At 68.4% G+C, this 15,764-nt stretch carries 10 protein-coding genes and 5 pseudogenes; 8 read left to right on the forward strand and 7 right to left on the reverse strand.

Annotated features, from left to right (window positions below; all coding sequences use genetic code 11):
* Window positions 1-36 precede the first annotated feature (36 nt).
* Entirely contained in the window at window positions 37-1,986 is a 1,950-nt protein-coding gene (locus tag ACZ43N_RS36765; RefSeq protein WP_468103430.1) for a maleylacetate reductase and hydroxyquinol 1,2-dioxygenase domain-containing protein, read from the reverse strand.
* A gap of 177 nt (window positions 1,987-2,163) precedes the next feature.
* Here ACZ43N_RS36765 and ACZ43N_RS36770 point away from each other — a divergent pair, with 177 nt between their 5' ends.
* Both ACZ43N_RS36770 and ACZ43N_RS36775 read left to right on the forward strand, forming a co-directional pair.
* Window positions 2,164-3,069 (forward strand): helix-turn-helix domain-containing protein, encoded by a 906-nt coding sequence (locus ACZ43N_RS36770; RefSeq protein WP_468103432.1) that lies wholly within the window; start codon window positions 2,164-2,166, stop codon window positions 3,067-3,069.
* Window positions 3,070-3,138: 69 nt separating this feature from the next.
* Window positions 3,139-3,726 (forward strand): carboxymuconolactone decarboxylase family protein, encoded by a 588-nt coding sequence (locus tag ACZ43N_RS36775; protein WP_468103434.1) that lies wholly within the window; start codon window positions 3,139-3,141, stop codon window positions 3,724-3,726.
* Window positions 3,727-3,738: 12 nt separating this feature from the next.
* On the opposite strand, the pseudogene ACZ43N_RS36780 reads toward ACZ43N_RS36775, so the two are convergent.
* Window positions 3,739-4,573 (reverse strand): annotated as a pseudogene (locus ACZ43N_RS36780) (LysR family transcriptional regulator); the annotation flags it as partial.
* 185 nt (window positions 4,574-4,758) lie between these two features.
* Between ACZ43N_RS36780 and ACZ43N_RS36785 the strand changes: the two are divergent.
* Together ACZ43N_RS36785 and ACZ43N_RS36790 are read left to right on the forward strand one after the other, a co-directional pair.
* Window positions 4,759-5,751: pseudogene (locus ACZ43N_RS36785) on the forward strand (fumarylacetoacetate hydrolase family protein).
* Window positions 5,748-6,773 carry a cyclase family protein gene (locus ACZ43N_RS36790; RefSeq protein ID WP_468103436.1) on the forward strand — a complete coding sequence of 342 codons (1,026 nt, stop codon included), beginning with the start codon at window positions 5,748-5,750 and terminating at the stop codon, window positions 6,771-6,773. Before ACZ43N_RS36785 ends, ACZ43N_RS36790 begins: the two are co-directional and overlap by 4 nt.
* Window positions 6,774-6,849: 76 nt before the next feature.
* Here ACZ43N_RS36790 and ACZ43N_RS36795 read toward each other — a convergent pair whose 3' ends face one another.
* The 3 genes from ACZ43N_RS36795 to ACZ43N_RS36805 all read right to left on the reverse strand — a co-directional run bounded on the left by ACZ43N_RS36795 (window position 6,850) and on the right by ACZ43N_RS36805 (window position 8,830).
* Window positions 6,850-7,080, reverse strand: coding sequence for an e9imm peptide (locus tag ACZ43N_RS36795; RefSeq protein WP_468103438.1), 231 nt, complete (start codon window positions 7,078-7,080; stop codon window positions 6,850-6,852).
* Window positions 7,081-7,142: 62 nt separating this feature from the next.
* Window positions 7,143-7,685 carry a phosphatase PAP2 family protein gene (locus ACZ43N_RS36800; protein ID WP_468103439.1) on the reverse strand — a complete coding sequence of 181 codons (543 nt, stop codon included), beginning with the start codon at window positions 7,683-7,685 and terminating at the stop codon, window positions 7,143-7,145.
* A 77-nt stretch (window positions 7,686-7,762) separates the two neighbouring features.
* Window positions 7,763-8,830, reverse strand: a complete 1,068-nt coding sequence (locus ACZ43N_RS36805; protein WP_468103440.1) for a YihY/virulence factor BrkB family protein — start codon at window positions 8,828-8,830, stop codon at window positions 7,763-7,765.
* A gap of 443 nt (window positions 8,831-9,273) precedes the next feature.
* On the opposite strand from ACZ43N_RS36805, the pseudogene ACZ43N_RS36810 reads away from it, so the two are divergent.
* Window positions 9,274-9,453: pseudogene (locus ACZ43N_RS36810) on the forward strand (telomere-protecting terminal protein Tpg); the annotation flags it as partial.
* Between the two features lie 183 nt (window positions 9,454-9,636).
* On the opposite strand, the gene ACZ43N_RS36815 reads toward ACZ43N_RS36810, so the two are convergent.
* Both ACZ43N_RS36815 and ACZ43N_RS36820 read right to left on the reverse strand, forming a co-directional pair.
* Window positions 9,637-10,578 (reverse strand): RNA-binding protein, encoded by a 942-nt coding sequence (locus ACZ43N_RS36815; RefSeq protein ID WP_468103442.1) that lies wholly within the window; start codon window positions 10,576-10,578, stop codon window positions 9,637-9,639.
* A gap of 95 nt (window positions 10,579-10,673) precedes the next feature.
* Window positions 10,674-10,961: pseudogene (locus ACZ43N_RS36820) on the reverse strand (IS5 family transposase); the annotation flags it as partial.
* Window positions 10,962-11,190: 229 nt separating this feature from the next.
* Here ACZ43N_RS36820 and ACZ43N_RS36825 point away from each other — a divergent pair.
* The 3 genes and pseudogenes from ACZ43N_RS36825 to ACZ43N_RS36835 form a co-directional block, all read left to right on the forward strand.
* Window positions 11,191-11,646, forward strand: a pseudogene (locus ACZ43N_RS36825) (IS701 family transposase); the annotation flags it as partial.
* Between the two features lie 417 nt (window positions 11,647-12,063).
* Entirely contained in the window at window positions 12,064-13,392 is a 1,329-nt protein-coding gene (locus tag ACZ43N_RS36830) for a glycoside hydrolase family 43 protein (protein ID WP_468103513.1), read from the forward strand.
* A 27-nt stretch (window positions 13,393-13,419) separates the two neighbouring features.
* The gene (locus ACZ43N_RS36835) at window positions 13,420-15,726 is read left to right on the forward strand and encodes a beta-L-arabinofuranosidase domain-containing protein (protein WP_468103444.1); all 2,307 of its coding nucleotides are present in this window, start codon (window positions 13,420-13,422) and stop codon (window positions 15,724-15,726) included.
* Window positions 15,727-15,764 lie beyond the last annotated feature (38 nt).

A 15,764-nucleotide genomic window follows, 5' to 3' on the forward strand; every position in this document is an offset into this window, starting at 1 on the left:
TGAAGCTCTGTGGAAATCCGTAGGGGAATGGGGCACTCAAAGCCCGAGACGCGCGATGCGGAAGGTGAAGTCGAGTCGGCGCCACTCGCCGTCGACAGGCCGGCCGTCGGGCGTGGGGCCGGTGCGCCGGACGAAGTCCGTGACCAGGTCGTCCTTGACGCCGAAGACCGCGTCGCGCCGGCCCGGGGCTCCGTCGAGGTAGGCCCCACCCCGGACGAACAGCTGGGTGATCAGCGGCTGGTGTCCGGGGGCGTTGATCAGGAAGTGCACGTGCGGTGCTCGGTAGGGGTGGCGGCCCACGGCGGAGAGCATCTTGCCGACCGGACCGTCGTCCGGGATCGGGTACTCGGACGGCAGGATCGACCAGAACGTGAACCGCCCGTCGGCGCCGGTGGTGAACCGGGCGCGCAGCACCGGCCCGTCCAGATCGGGGAGTTGTACGTCGTAGAAGCCGTCCTCGTTGGACTGCCAGACGTCCACGACGGAACCGGCGACCGGTTTCCCCTCCTGGTCGGTCACCGTGATGTCCGCCCACATCGGCGTGCCCGTGAAGTCTCCTGCGATGTCGCTGCCGTGTTCGGCGGCGGGCGGCCCGGCGACATAGAAGGGTCCGAGGATCGCGGAGGAAGTGGTATCGGGCGTACGGGAGTTGGCGAGGGCATCGACGACGCTGGACACACCGAGGGTGTCGGAGAGGAGGATGAACTCCTGCCGCGTGTCGGTGGTGATGTGGCCGGCCTCGGTGAGGAAGTCGATGGCCCGCTGCCACTCCTGTGGGGTCAGGTCGTTGCGGATCGTGTAGGCATGCAGGGTGCGGGCGAGATCCGTCAGCAGTTGCCTGAGACGCGGGTTCGTGCAGCCGTCGAAGCTGGCCACGACCTCGTCGGTCAGCGCGCCCAGGTCGGGAACGGACCCGGCCGCCGCCTGCGGGCGGTGGCCATGCCAGGCGTCCCGCAACAGGTCGGCGAGGCCGACCTGTGTCAGTTCGCGCGGGTTCGGATACGGCTGTGCGGTGGCCAGTTCCGCCGCGCGGTCCAGGTCGGCCTCGGCCATGCCGAGATCCCGCAGCGACGTCGGGCCGCCGACCCGGCGGATCAGGTCGAAGACGCCGGTGGGGGCGTCGGTCACGCCCAGGGCACGCGCGATGCGTTCCATCGTCTGTTCAGCGGCGGGCGCGTTGTACGCCATGGCATGCGGGAGGATCACGGTGTGGGTCTCGGCGTGCGGCAGGCCGAAGGTGCCGCCCAGCGTGTGACAGAGCTTGTGGTGCAGTCCCATGCCGACGGCGCCGAGGCAGCTGCCGGACAGCCATGCCGCCTGCAGCAGCTCCGCCCGTGCCGCCACATCCGAGGGATTGTCGTGGAGGGCGGGGAGGGCTCGGCCGATGGCGGCGACCGCTTCCAGGGCCATGGCGTCGGTGACGGGATCGGCGTCCGGCGAGTAGAGGGCTTCCACGGCGTGGGCCAGCGCGTTGATGCCACTGGTCACCGACATGGCGACGGGGAGACCGAGGGTGAGCTCGACGTCGTATACGACCGTGTCCGGCAGGATCGCGGGTGAGGACCGGGTGACCTTGCGGCCGTCCACCGTCTCGCCGAGCACGGGGGTGACCTCGGAACCGGCATAGGTGGTCGGCACGATGATCTGGGGCAGGTCCGTGCGGACCGCCAGCGCCTTCGCAAGGCCGGTCGTCGAGCCGCCGCCGATGGCCACGAGGCAGTCCACCCGCTGGTCGCGCAGGAGGACCAGGGCCTGTTCGGTCACTTCGACGGGGGTGTGCATGGCCGCGCCATCGAACTCGGCCACCACCAGGTCGCCCAGGACTTCACGGAGCCGTTCGGTGTCCTTGCGCAGGACCGGTGATCCGTCGGAGAGGAGCAGTACCCGGGACCCGCCGAGCCGTTCGGCCTCATCGCGGACCTGCGGGAGCGTTCCCGCGCCGAAGACCACCCGGCTCGGGCTGGCCGTGTGCACAAAACTCCTCATGAAGCTGCTCTCCGTGCTGTGGGGGTCAGGGGGTCTGTCGCAGTATTCGAGGCCGTGCACCGGCGTTCCTGCACAATCTCGGCATCGCTTTGCACAGAAACGGCGTCGGCCGCCGCCTGGTCCGTGCTTGCCCGCCCGTACGGAAGGCAGCAAGACTGTGCCGCGAAGGAGGGCCACATGAGCGAGATGGGACTCGGTGACACCCACGGAATACTGGTTCGGCCAGGGGTGCGTCCCGTCCGCACGAGTGCGGGTCTCGGCTGGGAGAGGCTGTATGTGTCAACGCAGCGGGAGCTGCCGTACCGGGATGCCTTTCAGGGAGCCGGCAGCCACCTGGTGATCCTGCATCTGGACGGGCCCGTCACCGTCCGCAGGGGACGCCGCGGGTTGACGGCCGTGCGGCAGGTGCCGCCCGGCGGTCTGTTCCTGCATCCGGCCGAGACGGAGCTGGACGTGGAACTCGGCGGCTACCTGAACACCGTGCATGTCTACCTGTCGGACGCGGCCCTCCAAGCGACCGCAGACGGTGGCCGGCCGGTACGGCTGGAGGAGGAGTTCGGCACCACGGATCCGCTCCTGGAGCAGCTGGTTCTGGCCCTCGACGGTGTCGTACGGCGTTGGGAGCCCAGTGCCAGCACCTACGCGGATCAGCTCGCGCTCATGACCGCGGCCCAGCTGGCCCGTCGCCACAGCGTGCGGCTGGGGGCACCCCCGGCCGGAGGCTGGGGGAGGGTCGGCGAGCGGGCGGGGCGGCAAGTGGGGCTCACCGACCGGCAGTTCGCAGCCGTTCGGGAACTCATCGACGCCCGGCTTTCCGAGCCGCTGTCGCTGGAGGACCTCGCCTCGGCCACGGGCCTCGGCCTCAGCCAGTTCGCCCGGCGTTTCAAGGCCCGCGTCGGGTGCCCTCCCCACCGGTACCTCGTGCGCCTGCGCGTGGAGCAGGCCGCCCGCCTGCTGCGCGCGGGTTCCATGCCCATCGCGCAGGTGGCGGCGGCATGCGGCTTCTCCCACCAGGAGCACCTGACACGAGTGATCCGCGCCCAACTCGGCACGACGCCGGCCGCCCTGCGCCGCGAGGGCTGACGGAATCGCTGCGGGAGGCGCGCGCCACAGCGGGCTATGGTTCCCCGTCGTCGAACGAAGGGAGCCACGATGGTCGCCCGCCTGGCCGGGTTTCTCCCCGGCGATCTGACCGAGGAACAGGCCGCGGTCTACCAGGCCATCTCCGGAGGCCCACGCGCCGCCGATCCCCAGCTCTTCGCCCTCACCGACAGCGAAGGACGGCTTCGGGGACCGTTCAACGCGATGCTTCTCAGCCCTCCGGTCGGCGCCGCTCTGCAGACCGTGGGTGCGGCGGTGCGCTTTCGGTCCTCTCTCAGCGACCGCGTCCGGGAGATGGCCGTGCTCCTCGTCGCCGCCCACTGGGGCAGCGCATTCGAACGAGAGGCGCACGAGGCCGTGGGGCGTGCCTGCGGTCTGACCGAGGAGGAACTCTGCTCCCTGCGCTGCGGTGCGCTGCCGGCCCTCACCGATCCCGACGAGACAATCGCGCTGCGCACCACGGCCTCGCTCCTGAGCTCTGGCAGCCTGGGCGACGACGAGTACAACGCGGCGGTGTCGGCCATCGGTGAGCGCGGCCTGTTCGAGCTGACGACTCTGGTGGGCTACTACTCCACGCTCGCCCTGCAACTCCGCGTTTTCGCAGGTGAGGAAGGCCAGCCAAGGCCGTCGGCGCCCTGAGGGAAAGCCCGGTCACCCCTCCTGTGAGCGCTCTGCCATCCGTTTCGCGACCCGCGCGATGGTCTCGCGAAGCCACGTGTGCGCCGCGTCGTGGGTGTGGACGGGGTGCCACCAGAGAGCTTCGTGGAGGGGCATCGTGCCGTACGGCGGCTCCATGATCCGAATGCCTGCGGCGTCCCGCAGCCGCTCGGCGAGCCTGGCCGGGACGAGAGCGATTCTCCCGGTTCCGGCGACGAGGAAGCACAGTGCCTGGAAGGTGTCGGCGGAGACCTCCGAGCGGGGCTCGATGCCGAGCATGCTCAGCTGCCGCGTGGACGGTGTGTCGTACAGCCGCCGGTACGTCACCCAGGGCAGCCGGCTCAGGTCGTCCGGCGTGAGCTCGTCGCCCACCTCCGCATTGTCCTGTGAGACCACGAAGACCCAGCGGTCCTGGAAGACCTCGACCGCCGGGTACCGCTGATGAAGCCGTGCGGCAGCAGCATCCCGTCGGTGGTGCTCAGCAGCGCGGCCGTCTCCTCGGTGACCGTGGCGGGAGTCAGCTCGAAATGGAGCCGGACCCCGGGCGCCTCCGCGGTGAATGGTGCGGGTCAGTTCGGTGCCGAAGACCGTCACCGCGTAGTCCGAAATGATGATCTTGAACTCGTGGCGGTCCACGACCGGGTCGAACTCGGCCTGGCTGCTGAAGACCCGTTCCGCCATGTCGCAGGCCCTGGCCGTCCGGTCCAGCAACGCCTGCCCGAGGGCGGTCAGCTCGTAGCTGTTGCCGGTCCTGAAGAGGAGCTCGTCGTCGAAAAAAATGCCGGCGCAGTCGCGCCAGGGCGCCGCTCATCGCCGGCTGGCTGAGCCCGAAGGAGATTCAGGTCAAGGCTGGCCAGATGCATGGCGCTCCCGAGGGCTGGTCACCCGCCGCAGGACGAGAGACGAGACAAGAAGCTCATCGGTGCCGCCGATGAGCTGCATCCGGCGAATCGGTTTCCCCAATCGGATGCCGTGCGGCCAGATGAATCGCACCGCCGCCGAGAGGACACATCCGTGAAACGTGATGTTGATTCACCGACCTTCCCCGGCCCCTTCGCCCTCGGCACCGTCAGCGCACCAGGCCGGGATCCGTTCCCCTCTGGTCCTGCCGGGCCTCCGCGTGCTTGACCTGCGTGCCGCTCTGGGCGCGCCGGAGCTCACCGTGCGCACGCTGCTGGAGGGCTGGGATGAGGTACTGCCCCGTCTGAGCACTCTGGCCGCGGACACGGCCGACGACTGGCTGCCGCTGGACGGCCTGCGGGTACATGCCCCGGTGGAGCCACGGCAAGTGTGCCAGTCCGGCGCCAATTACCGGCAGCACTTGGTCGACCTGGCCGTCGCCCACCGCTCCCCCGACGACCCCCGCACGGTCGAGGAGGCGCGGACGGTTCGCGGAGGTCATGGACCGGCGGGCGCGCGAGGACCTGCCGTACGTGTTCATCGGCCTGCCGAGCGCGATCACCGGCCCGTACGACGACGTGGTACTCCCCGTATGGGCCGCACAGCCGGACTGGGAACTGGAGCTGGCGGCCGTGATCGCCAAGCCCACCCACCCGGGTCTCCGTGGAGGAGGCGCCGGAGTACGTCGCCGGTTACACGATCGCCAACGACCTCACCGACCGCGCCACCGTCTTCCGCCAGGACATGCCCGGCATCGGCACCGACTGGCTGCGCAGCAAGAACGCTCCCGGCTTCACCCCGCTCGGCCCCTGGATCGTCCCCGCCGAGTCCATCGCGGACCCCGGTGACCTGCGGGTCACGCTGGAGCTGAACGGCGACGCCATGCAGGACGAGTCCACCAAGGACATGCTCTTCGACATCGCACGGCTGGTGTCGTACATCTCCCAGGCTGCCCGGCTCCTACCCGGTGACCTGGTGCTCACGGGCAGTCCGGCCGGCAGCGGCATCCACTGGGGACGCCTGCTGCAGGGCGGCGACGTCATGGAGGGCTCCATCACCGGGCTCGGTGTGCAGCGCACCCGTTGTGGGGCGGAGACACCGGCATGAGCCTGGACCGGCGCGACCCCGAGGGCGCGATCGCCGAGGCCGCGAAGGCGTACTCGAATTGGGGACGCTGGGGAGAGGACGACGTTCTCGGCACCCTCGACTTCCTCGACGAGGCGAAACGCCGCGAGGGTATGGCCCTGGGCCGACGCGGGGTGAGTTTCTCTCTCTCACAGCGCTTCGACATGAACGGCCCGCAGAAGGGATGGCGCAGGCGCACCAACCCCATCCACACCATGCTGATGACCGGCACCGACGCCGCCCTCGACAACCAGGGCTCCCCGCACGGCATCGGCGGCGCCGACGACCTCATCACGATGCCGCTGCAGTGTTCCACCCAGTGGGACGGACTCGGCCACGTCTTCGACCACGGCAAGGCGTGGAACGGACGCGACGCGCAGAAGGTCGTCACCGCCGACGGTGACCTCGTCACCGGCATCGAGCACATGGCCCCGCACGTCGCCGGGCGCGGCGTCCTCCTCGACGTGGGACGGGTCGTCGGCGTCGGTGGGGGCACCTCCCGCTCGAGCGGAGCCGAGAGTGGGGGAGAGCTGCCCGACGGCTTCGCCATCACCGAGGAGCACCTGACCGCCACGGCCGAGGCACACGGCGTCATCGTCGGCCGGGGTGACATCGTCCTCGTGCGCACCGGGCAGCTGGCCCGGGTGCGCCGTGAGGGCTGGGGCGAATACGCGGGCGGTGACGCACCCGGCCTGTCCTTCACCACCGCCGGCTGGCTGCACGCGAGCGAGATCGCCGCGATCGCCACCGACACCTGGGGCTTCGAGGTCCGGCCCAACGAGTTCGAGGGCGCCTTCCAGCCGCTGCACCAGGTCGTCATCCCCAACATGGGCCTGCTGGCACACGATTCCGGAGAAGACCGACAGCCAGGCCGTCCGCCTGCGCAAAGGCTCACGCGGCGGACGGCCACCCGGCTTCGACGAGGAGCGGTACAAGAAGCGCAACACCGTCGAGCGAGCGATCAACAGGCTGAAGCAGTCCCGGGCCGTCGCCACTCGCTATGACAAGCGGGGCTACGGCTTCCTCGGCACCGCAACCACCGCAGCTCTGCTCATCTGGCTTCGGAGTTGAGTCACGACCTCACAAAGGGATCGGCCGATACGCCAGGGCCTGATCGACCACCTCATCAGCCGACAGCTCCCGCTCCGGCGGCCAGAAGATCAAGCCGCTGACATGTCCGGACGGGCATGTCAGGGCTCTGTCGAGACTATGCAGCCAGCCGTCCACCTCGTCGTCTGAGGCGTAGTCAGCGTCCATGATCCGCCGCACGAGCGCGACCGCCTCCGCGCGACTCATCTCCACAACGCTCATCACGTCCCTCCGCCGAGTCACCCTAACGGGACGCGTGATCGCCCGGACAGCTCCTAGGAGGTTCAATGGCGCAGGACCAGATGTGGAGCATGGCGGGTGAGCCAGGCGCTGGCCAGGCCGATGGCGGCGCCAACGGCTACGTCGCTGGGGTAGTGGGCGCCGCTTTGCACACGCTCGACCGCGACCATGGCGGCCGGAACGGCGCACGCTGCGCCGGCGGCCGGCCAGGTGGGTGCGACGGCTGCGGTGAAGGCGACTGCGGCTGCGGTATGTCCCGAGGGGAAGGAGGAGGATTGGGGGCGGTCGTCGGCCTCGTTGTGAGGGAACCACTCCTTTGGCGGCCGGGGACGGTCGGCCATCTGCTTGCACAGGCCGTTCGAGATCAGCTGCGCGACCACCAGGGCGGCCATACCGCCGGCCGCCGCCTTGCGGCCGCGCCACCCGCACAGCAACGCCATTGCGGCGGCGCCGCCGCACCACAACTTGGTGCTCTCGGCGCTTTCCTCCACTGCTGAGAGCACCTTGCCGGCACCGGGCGGGATGCGGCGGGCCGCCTGCTGCGTTCCTACTCGATCAGATTTGCGCAACGCCATCAGCAACCTCATGACCTGCACGTTTCCCGAAGTGCCGCGGAGTAGGCCGCTGACACCGGGGTTCGCCTCTCTTGGCCTTGGTGTGATGGTCATGCGTCATCCAGGCGGCGTACGTCCTCTTCGTCCCACGTGCGGGTGTCGCGGGGCTGGGTGTAGGGCTCCTTGTCCTGCGGCAGGCCGCCCGCGATGGCCCGCTGTCGTACGGTCTCGGCGTCGAACTCCAGGCCCAGAAGGATGGCCAGGTTAGTGATCCACAGCCACACCAGGAAGACGATGACACCGGCCATCGTGCCGTATGTCTTGTTGTACGAGGCGAAGTTCGCGACGTAGAAGGCGAAACCGGCGGAGGCGATCACCCAGATGACCAGGGCGAGGAAGCTGCCCGGGGTGACCCACCGGAATCCCTTGACCTTGGCGTTCGGACTGGCCCAGTACAGGATCGCGATCATGGCGGTGACCAGGAGGACCAGGACGGGCCACTTGGCGACCGACCACACCGTCAGAGCGGTGTCCCCGATTCCCAGAGCCTGCCCGGCCTGCTGGGCCAGGCCGCCGGTGAAGACCACGATCATGGCGCTGATCACCGCGAGCACCATCAGCACCACGGTCAGCGCGATGCGGATGGGGAGGATCTTCCACACCGGGCGGCCCTCCGGCATGTCGTAGACACTGTTGGCGGCCCGGATGAACGCCGCGATGTAGCCGGAGGCCGACCACACCGCCAGTGCCAGGCCCACGATCGCCATGACGGACCCCGCACCGGCATTGCCCTGGAGCTGTTCCACGGCCCCGGTGATGATGTCGCGCGCTGAGCCGGGCGTGAGCTGCTTGAGGTTGTCCAGCACGGTATCGGTGGCCGATTTCCCGGCGAGGCCGAGCAGGGAGACCAGCACCAGCAGTGCCGGGAAGAGAGATAGCACCCCGTAGTACGTCAGAGCCGCCGCGCGGTCGGTCAGTTCGTCGTCCTTGAACTCCCGCAGGGCTCCCTTGAGTACAGAGCTCCAAGCCCGCCTGGGCAGGTTCGTCGGCGCGTCCGGGGCCCGACGCTCGACCTCGGGCCCGGGCCCGGCCTCCTCGGGCGTCGGCACCTCCGGTGCCTGCTCCTCGTCACTGCCGCGACGCGCTTTCCGTCCTGGAAGATGCAACAACCTGGCCATGTCCACCGGGTAACCTCCGTGCCCCGGCCCACTCCACCCCTTGGTCACCACTTCGCATCCAACACCTGTCTTGATCACGAGTGTTGTTGACACTTGCCGGGCTTGATCATGGCGAAGACCTCCGGTGTGGTGGAGCTGTGCAGGACTGCACCACCCCGGAGTGTCGCCCCACGCGGACCGGGTGAACGCGCGGCCTCCGCGACCAACGCACACCCGATCGGCTCCGCCCTCGACATCGTCGAGGACCACGGAAAACACGCGCCCGCCACACCCGCCACAGACGGAAGGAACGATCTTCACCGGACGGCCGTCGGCAGCGTTCCGGAGAAACACCGCGAGCTCCGCAGAGACACCCTCGCCCACCTGACCATCAGCGTGCACAGGCACATCGTTCCAGGCGCCCGAACCAGCACCCATCCACCTTGACCAAAGGCATAGGGGCACCCCCTGCCTGTGCACAACGCCTGTTCAACGCCCGCGACACCTGAGCCAGCGACCAGCAGATGCGCCAGATCATCGCCGAAGGCCTCAAAGACATCTGCTTCCAAGACGGCGGATACCGCGCCAGCGGACTCTCCGACGTCACCCTCAACGACATCGACTATCTCGACCTCGACTACTGACCCCGGCAGCGACCGGGATTCTGCAATTTGCCCGTTGGACCGACGCACCGTAGCTGTCACATCGGCAGGGTTGTTGTCACCGACACGTTGCTGTGTGACTGTGCGCTTCAGTTTGACAACTGGGCGGTCGAGTTGGCGGTCAGCATGCTGCCGTGCGGTTTCGTCGGGCCGGCTTGAATCGGGTCACCATCGTGCGCGCAGCACGCCGTCGCTGTCGGGTAGAACGGCTTGGAGCAGTGGACTGCGTTCGTCGGTGCAGAGGGACAGGGCACAGGCCGCTCGCGCGTCGGCCACCAGGGCAGCGAGCTCCTGGTACTCGGTCTCATCGACGACCACGTCTCTGATCGTTCCATCCTTCGTCTCCCAGACGAACTCAATGTGCCATTCGGACGGCAGCGCGGTCAGGACCGCGCCGACTTCGGGTTGCAGGTCGGGCCAGACGGTCAGCAGGGCGCGCGGGCCGAGACCGGCGCGCACCGCGTTGAGGTTTTCCGTGGTGAGACGGTGCCAGCGTGTGGCGTTGACGATGGGGGTCTCCTCCAGGAGCAGGCCTTGGCGCGCCGCCAGCTCGGTGCGCACCAACGCCCAGAAGCCTTCGTCGGCGGCCTCTGTCACCACTGGTTCCGCGGCGTAGGGGGAAGCCGCTACCGGTTCCGCGAAGAGGCCGAGTTCTCGCGTGCGGGCGACGGCGTCCGGGCAGGGCTGGTCGCTGCCCACGTACACGTACTGGTCCCATCCGACGTGCACGGCGAAAACGTCTCCTGCCTCCAGCCGGCACCAGGCGCCCTGCTCACGGAGCATGACGCGGATCAACTCCAGGGCCCCCGCCAGGCAGACCTCGGCCCCGTCGTGGTAACCGGCAAGGTCAGCCGGGAAGAGCCCGCTGAGACCGTGCCCCTCGACCGCCGGCCGGGCACCGAGGTGGACGAGCCCGGCGACCGAGGGCTCACGGATCTCCAGCCGGTCAATGCCCGCAGCTTCCGCGAACGCGGAGATCGCCTCCAGATACGCGGCCTCGACCGGCCCGTGGTCGCTGACCGCCTCCTCCGCGCCCCGATAGCTGCCGTGTTCATCACGGTCGGCGGGGTCGTACTTCGTGATCCGGTGAACGAAGGCAGGCGGCACGCTACTCCTAGACAGGGTGGAAGGTAGCGCCAGCGTAGGTCCCGGGCCGAACTCGCAGTTCCGAATTCCGCTGCACAGCCCGACAGATTCAGTGCTCAGTCACAGAGCGCGATGCCGTTATTGCCGTAGCGCGTGGCCACGGCCCGGTGTCTTTTGAGGCGGTTGATGCCGCACTCGACCGCATGCCGCGCCTTGTCAATACCCGCGGGTCGAACTTCGGCGGTCGGCCGCCGCGCGAGCCGCGTTTCTTGCGGTTGCCGGCCTGGTCGGCCTTGTCGGGGATGGTGCAGCGGATTCCACGCCGCCGCAGGTAGGCGCGATTGCGACGGGAGGCGTACGCCGTGTCGGCTCGCCACCCGACCGGGTCGGGTGCGCGGCCCGCCCCTCCCCCAGCGGCGGCTCAAGACGCGGAACACGCTCCTGTTCGCCGTCGGCGCGGACGTGGACTGCTTCGGCCCTGGGGGACTCAACGCCCCGGCCGCCCTGTGGTCGGCGTACGAGAACGGCTGGGAACGGTACGGCCACCGCGTGCTCATCGGGGGTTGTGTGACTCCTGAAGATCGTGCGGTGGCCACAGGCCATAGCGTAGACCCTGCACGCTGTCGGGCGATGCTCGACCAGGCCATGGTCCGGATCGCAAGGCCATTCAAGCGAGTTGAGCCTCGATCCCTCAGCCCGGGCCTACCTGCTTGGGCTGCTGTCGCGTGTCGAGCGGAAGGATTGCTGGCAGCTGGCCGAACACGCGGGCCGCACCCGGCATGGACCGATGCAGCGACTGCTGCGCTACGCCCGCTGGGACGCCGATGCGGTCCGTGACGACCTGCGCGCTTACGCCGCCGACCACCTCGGTACCGACGGCGCGGTGCTGATCGTGGACGAGACCGACTTGTGAAGAAGGGCCGCTCCTCGGCCGGAGTGCAGCGGCAGTACACCGGCACCGCCGGGCACATCGAGAACTCGCAGGTGGGCGTATTTCTCGCACTGGCCACCACCCGGGGACGGGCCCTGATCGTCCGAGTACGTCACTGCGGTTCGCCTCCGGCGTCCCGGCACCGACCCCGCGCGTCCTCAGAGCGCGCGCCGCGGGCACGCCCCGCCACCCCTCCCGCCCAGGCGATGGCCCGCGTGCTGCGCTCCGCGGCGCTTCACCGTCCCGGACCTGCACCGGGCCCAACTCGACGCGTTCCGACGGTGCTGACGTGCCACCGCTGGTCAGAGGATGAAAGCGAATCCACCGACAGCGGATTCAGCACTCTGGGCGGCTATATCACCCTTGATCCCCGAACAGGCATGCCCTGTCCGACGAAACCGAAGGCGTACCCGTCAGAAACATTGACGTCACCACGCCCCAAATCTATCTTCTGCTCGAACTATCGCACATTGTTCGCAATTTCGAACGGTAAGGAGTCTCGCTACGGCGGTCGGCCAAGCGGACCAGCCGGCCCGGAGGAAGAGTTGAAGAGACCCGTAAGAACACTGCTCGCCTTGTTGGGGTCGCTCCTGCTCGCCCTGTTGGGCGTCCCCGCTGTTCAGGGCACGGCCGCTGCCGCCGCCCCGCCGGCCGGGCAGGCCACGCGCTACACGATGACGGCGTTCACCAACAGCAGCGAGTCGAACATGTTTGTGTACGACTCGCCGGACGCCACCGCGTTCACCCTGCAGAAGGGTCCCGCCTACACCCCGCCGTCCGGGCTGATCCGCGACCCCAGCATCTTCAAGCACACCGACGGCTTCTACTACATCACCTACACCACCAACTGGACCGGGAACACGATCGGTTTCGCCCGAAGCACCGACCGGGTGAACTGGACGTTCCTGTACAACTACACGATCCCGATCAGCGGTCTCACCCGCACCTGGGCACCCGAGTGGTTCATCGACACCGACGGCAGCGTCAACATCATCGTGTCCCTCACGACGGCGAGCACCGCCACCGCCTTCACCCCCTACAAGATCACGGCGACCAACTCCGCGCTGACCACCTGGTCCGCGCCCACCCAGCTGTCCGGCATCGCCCCGAACTACATCGACACCTTCATCGTCAAGGTCGGCTCCACCTACCACGCGTTCACCAAGAACGAGACGACGAAGTACATCGAGTACGCCACCGCCTCCAGCCTCACCGGCCCCTACACCTTCAGGAAGACCGGCAACTGGGCGGGCTTCGGCGACTGGGTCGAAGGTCCGGCCCTCGTCTCGCTCGACAACGGCGGCTGGCGCATCTACTACGACGGCTACCGCGCCGGTAAGTACTGGTACAGCGACAGCTACGACAACTTCGCCACCTGGTCCACCCCGACCGAACTGCCCGGCCTCACCGGCTTCGTCCGTCACCTCACCGTGCTGAAGGAGACCGTCCCCGGCGGGGTCACCCTGCCCACCGACACCACCAGGTCCCTGCGGTCGGTCAACTTCCCCGACCGGTACGCCGTGCTGCGCTCCGACAGCCTCGGCTACATCGACCCGGTGACGTCCTCCAGCAGCACCGCCGTCAAACAGAGCGCCACCTTCACGATCGTGCCCGGTCTCGCGGACGCCAACTGCTACTCCTTCCGCGACTCCTCCGGCCGCTATCTCCGCCACTGGGACTTCCGGATCCGCTTCGACACGAGCAACGGCACGGCCGTCTTCAACAAGGACGCCACCTACTGCGCCCGCCCGGGCACCGCCTCGGGTTCCGTCCGCCTGGAGTCGTACAACTACCCGGGCCGCTATCTGCGCCACTACGACTATGCGCTGCGCGTGGACCTCTACCAGAACACCGACACGTTCCGCGCCGACAGCTCCTTCACAGGGGTCACCCCCTCGGCCTGACCACTTCTGCTCACCGAAAGGTTCGAGATGTCTTCCTCCCTCAGCAGACGGCGCCTCCTGCAGGCGGCCGGGGCCACCGTGGCCGCCTCTGCCACCGGGTCCCTCCTCGGCGCGTCTCCCGCCCGTGCGGTCGTCCCTCCCGCGAGGGCCGACGTCGGGGTCTCGGCGCACCCCTTCGCGCTCGACGAGGTCCGGCTGACCGCGAGCCGGTGGCTGGACAACCAGAACCGTACGCGCAACTACCTCCGGTTCGTCGATGTGGACCGGCTGCTGTACAACTTCCGCGCCAACCACAAGCTGTCCACCAACGGCGCGGTCGCCACCGGCGGTTGGGACGCGCCGAACTTCCCCTTCCGCACCCACGTCCAGGGCCACTTCCTCACGGCGTGGGCTCAGCTGTACGCCGTGACCGGTGACACCGTCTGCCGGGACAAGGCCACGTACATGGTCGCGGAGCTGGCCAAATGCCAGGCCAACAACAGCGCAGCCGGATTCAACGCCGGATACCTGTCCGGTTACCCCGAGTCCGACTTCACCGCTCTCGAGCAGCGGACTCTGACCAACGGCAACGTGCCGTACTACACCATCCACAAGACTCTCGTCGGCCTGCTGGACGTGTGGCGCCTCATCGGCAGCACACAGGCCCGTGACGTGCTGCTCGCTCTGGCGGGATGGGTCGACCTGCGCACCGGACGGCTGACCGACCAGCAGATGCAGGCCATGCTGCAGACCGAGTTCGGCGGCATGAACACCGTGCTGTCCGACCTCTACCAGCAGACCGGCGACGTGCGGTGGCTCACCGTCGCCCGGCGGTTCGACCACGCCGCGGTGTTCGACCCGCTGGCGGCCAACCAGGACAAGCTCAACGGCCTGCACGCCAACACCCAGGTACCCAAGTGGATCGGGGCCGCCCGGGAGTACAAGGCCACCGGCACCACCCGCTACCGGGACATCGCCACCAACGCCTGGAACATCACCGTCAACGCGCACACCTACGCCATCGGCGGCAACAGCCAGGCGGAGCACTTCCGCGCCCCGAACGCCATCGCCGGCTTCCTGAACAACGACACATGCGAAAGCTGCAACACCTTCAACATGCTCACCCTCACCCGTGAGCTGTTCGCGCTGGACCCGAACAGGGCCGCGCTGTTCGACTACTACGAGCGGGCATGGCTGAACCAGATGATCGGCCAGCAGAACCCGGCCGACGACCACGGCCACGTCACCTACTTCACCCCGCTCAAGCCGGGCGGCCGGCGCGGTGTCGGCCCGGCGTGGGGCGGCGGCACCTGGAGTACCGACTACGGCACCTTCTGGTGCTGCCAGGGCACGGGCCTGGAGATGCACACCAGACTGATGGACTCCATCTACTTCCGCAGCGACACCACGCTGATCGTGAACATGTTCGTGCCCTCGGTGCTCACCTGGTCGGAGCGCGGCATCACGGTCACCCAGACCACGTCGTACCCCGCCAGCGACACCACCACCTTGCAGGTCACCGGCAGCGTCGGCGGGACCTGGGGGATGCGCATCCGTATCCCGAGCTGGACCACCGAGGCCACCGTCAGCGTCAACGGTGTCAAGCAGAACATCACCACCAACCCCGGCAGCTACGCCACCCTGAGCCGCTCCTGGACCTCCGGCGACACCGTCACCGTCCGCCTGCCCATGCGGGTCGTGATGCGAGCGGCCAACGACAACCCGAACGTCTCCGCCATCACCTACGGCCCGGTGGTCCTGTCCGGCAACTACGGCGACACCTCGCTCAGCTCCCTCCCGACACTGAACACGTCCTCGATCACACGGACCAGCAGCAGTTCACTCGTCTTCACCGCCACCGCCAACGGCTCCACCGTCAACCTCGGCCCGTTCCACGACGCGCACGGTCACAACTACACGGTGTACTGGAACACCACCGGCACCGTCCGGCTGGTCAACGTGGCCAGTGGTCTGCTGCTGGGCATCCAGAACATGTCCACGGCCGACGGCGGCCGCGCTCTTCAGTGGTCGGACAACGGCACCGCCGACCACGACTGGTACATGATCACCGACGGAAGCGCGGTCCGCTTCCGCAACGCCCACAGCGGCAAGGTGCTCGGCGTCCTGAACATGTCCACAGCGGACGGCGCGACGGTGCTGCAATGGTCGGACAACGGCACCGCCGACCACCAGTGGACGCTGCTCGACCAGGGGGACGGGACGTACAAGATCCGCAACGTCAACAGCGGAAAGCTGCTCGCCATCGCGAACAACTCCACCGCTGTCGGCGCGTTCGCGATCCAGGACGCGGACGACGGCACCACAGACAACCGGTGGCGCATCGTGCGGAACTGAGTCCGCCGCGGAACCAGATCTCCGTCGCTCCCCGCCCC

It is taken from the genome of Streptomyces sp. NPDC030814 (assembly GCF_055572155.1).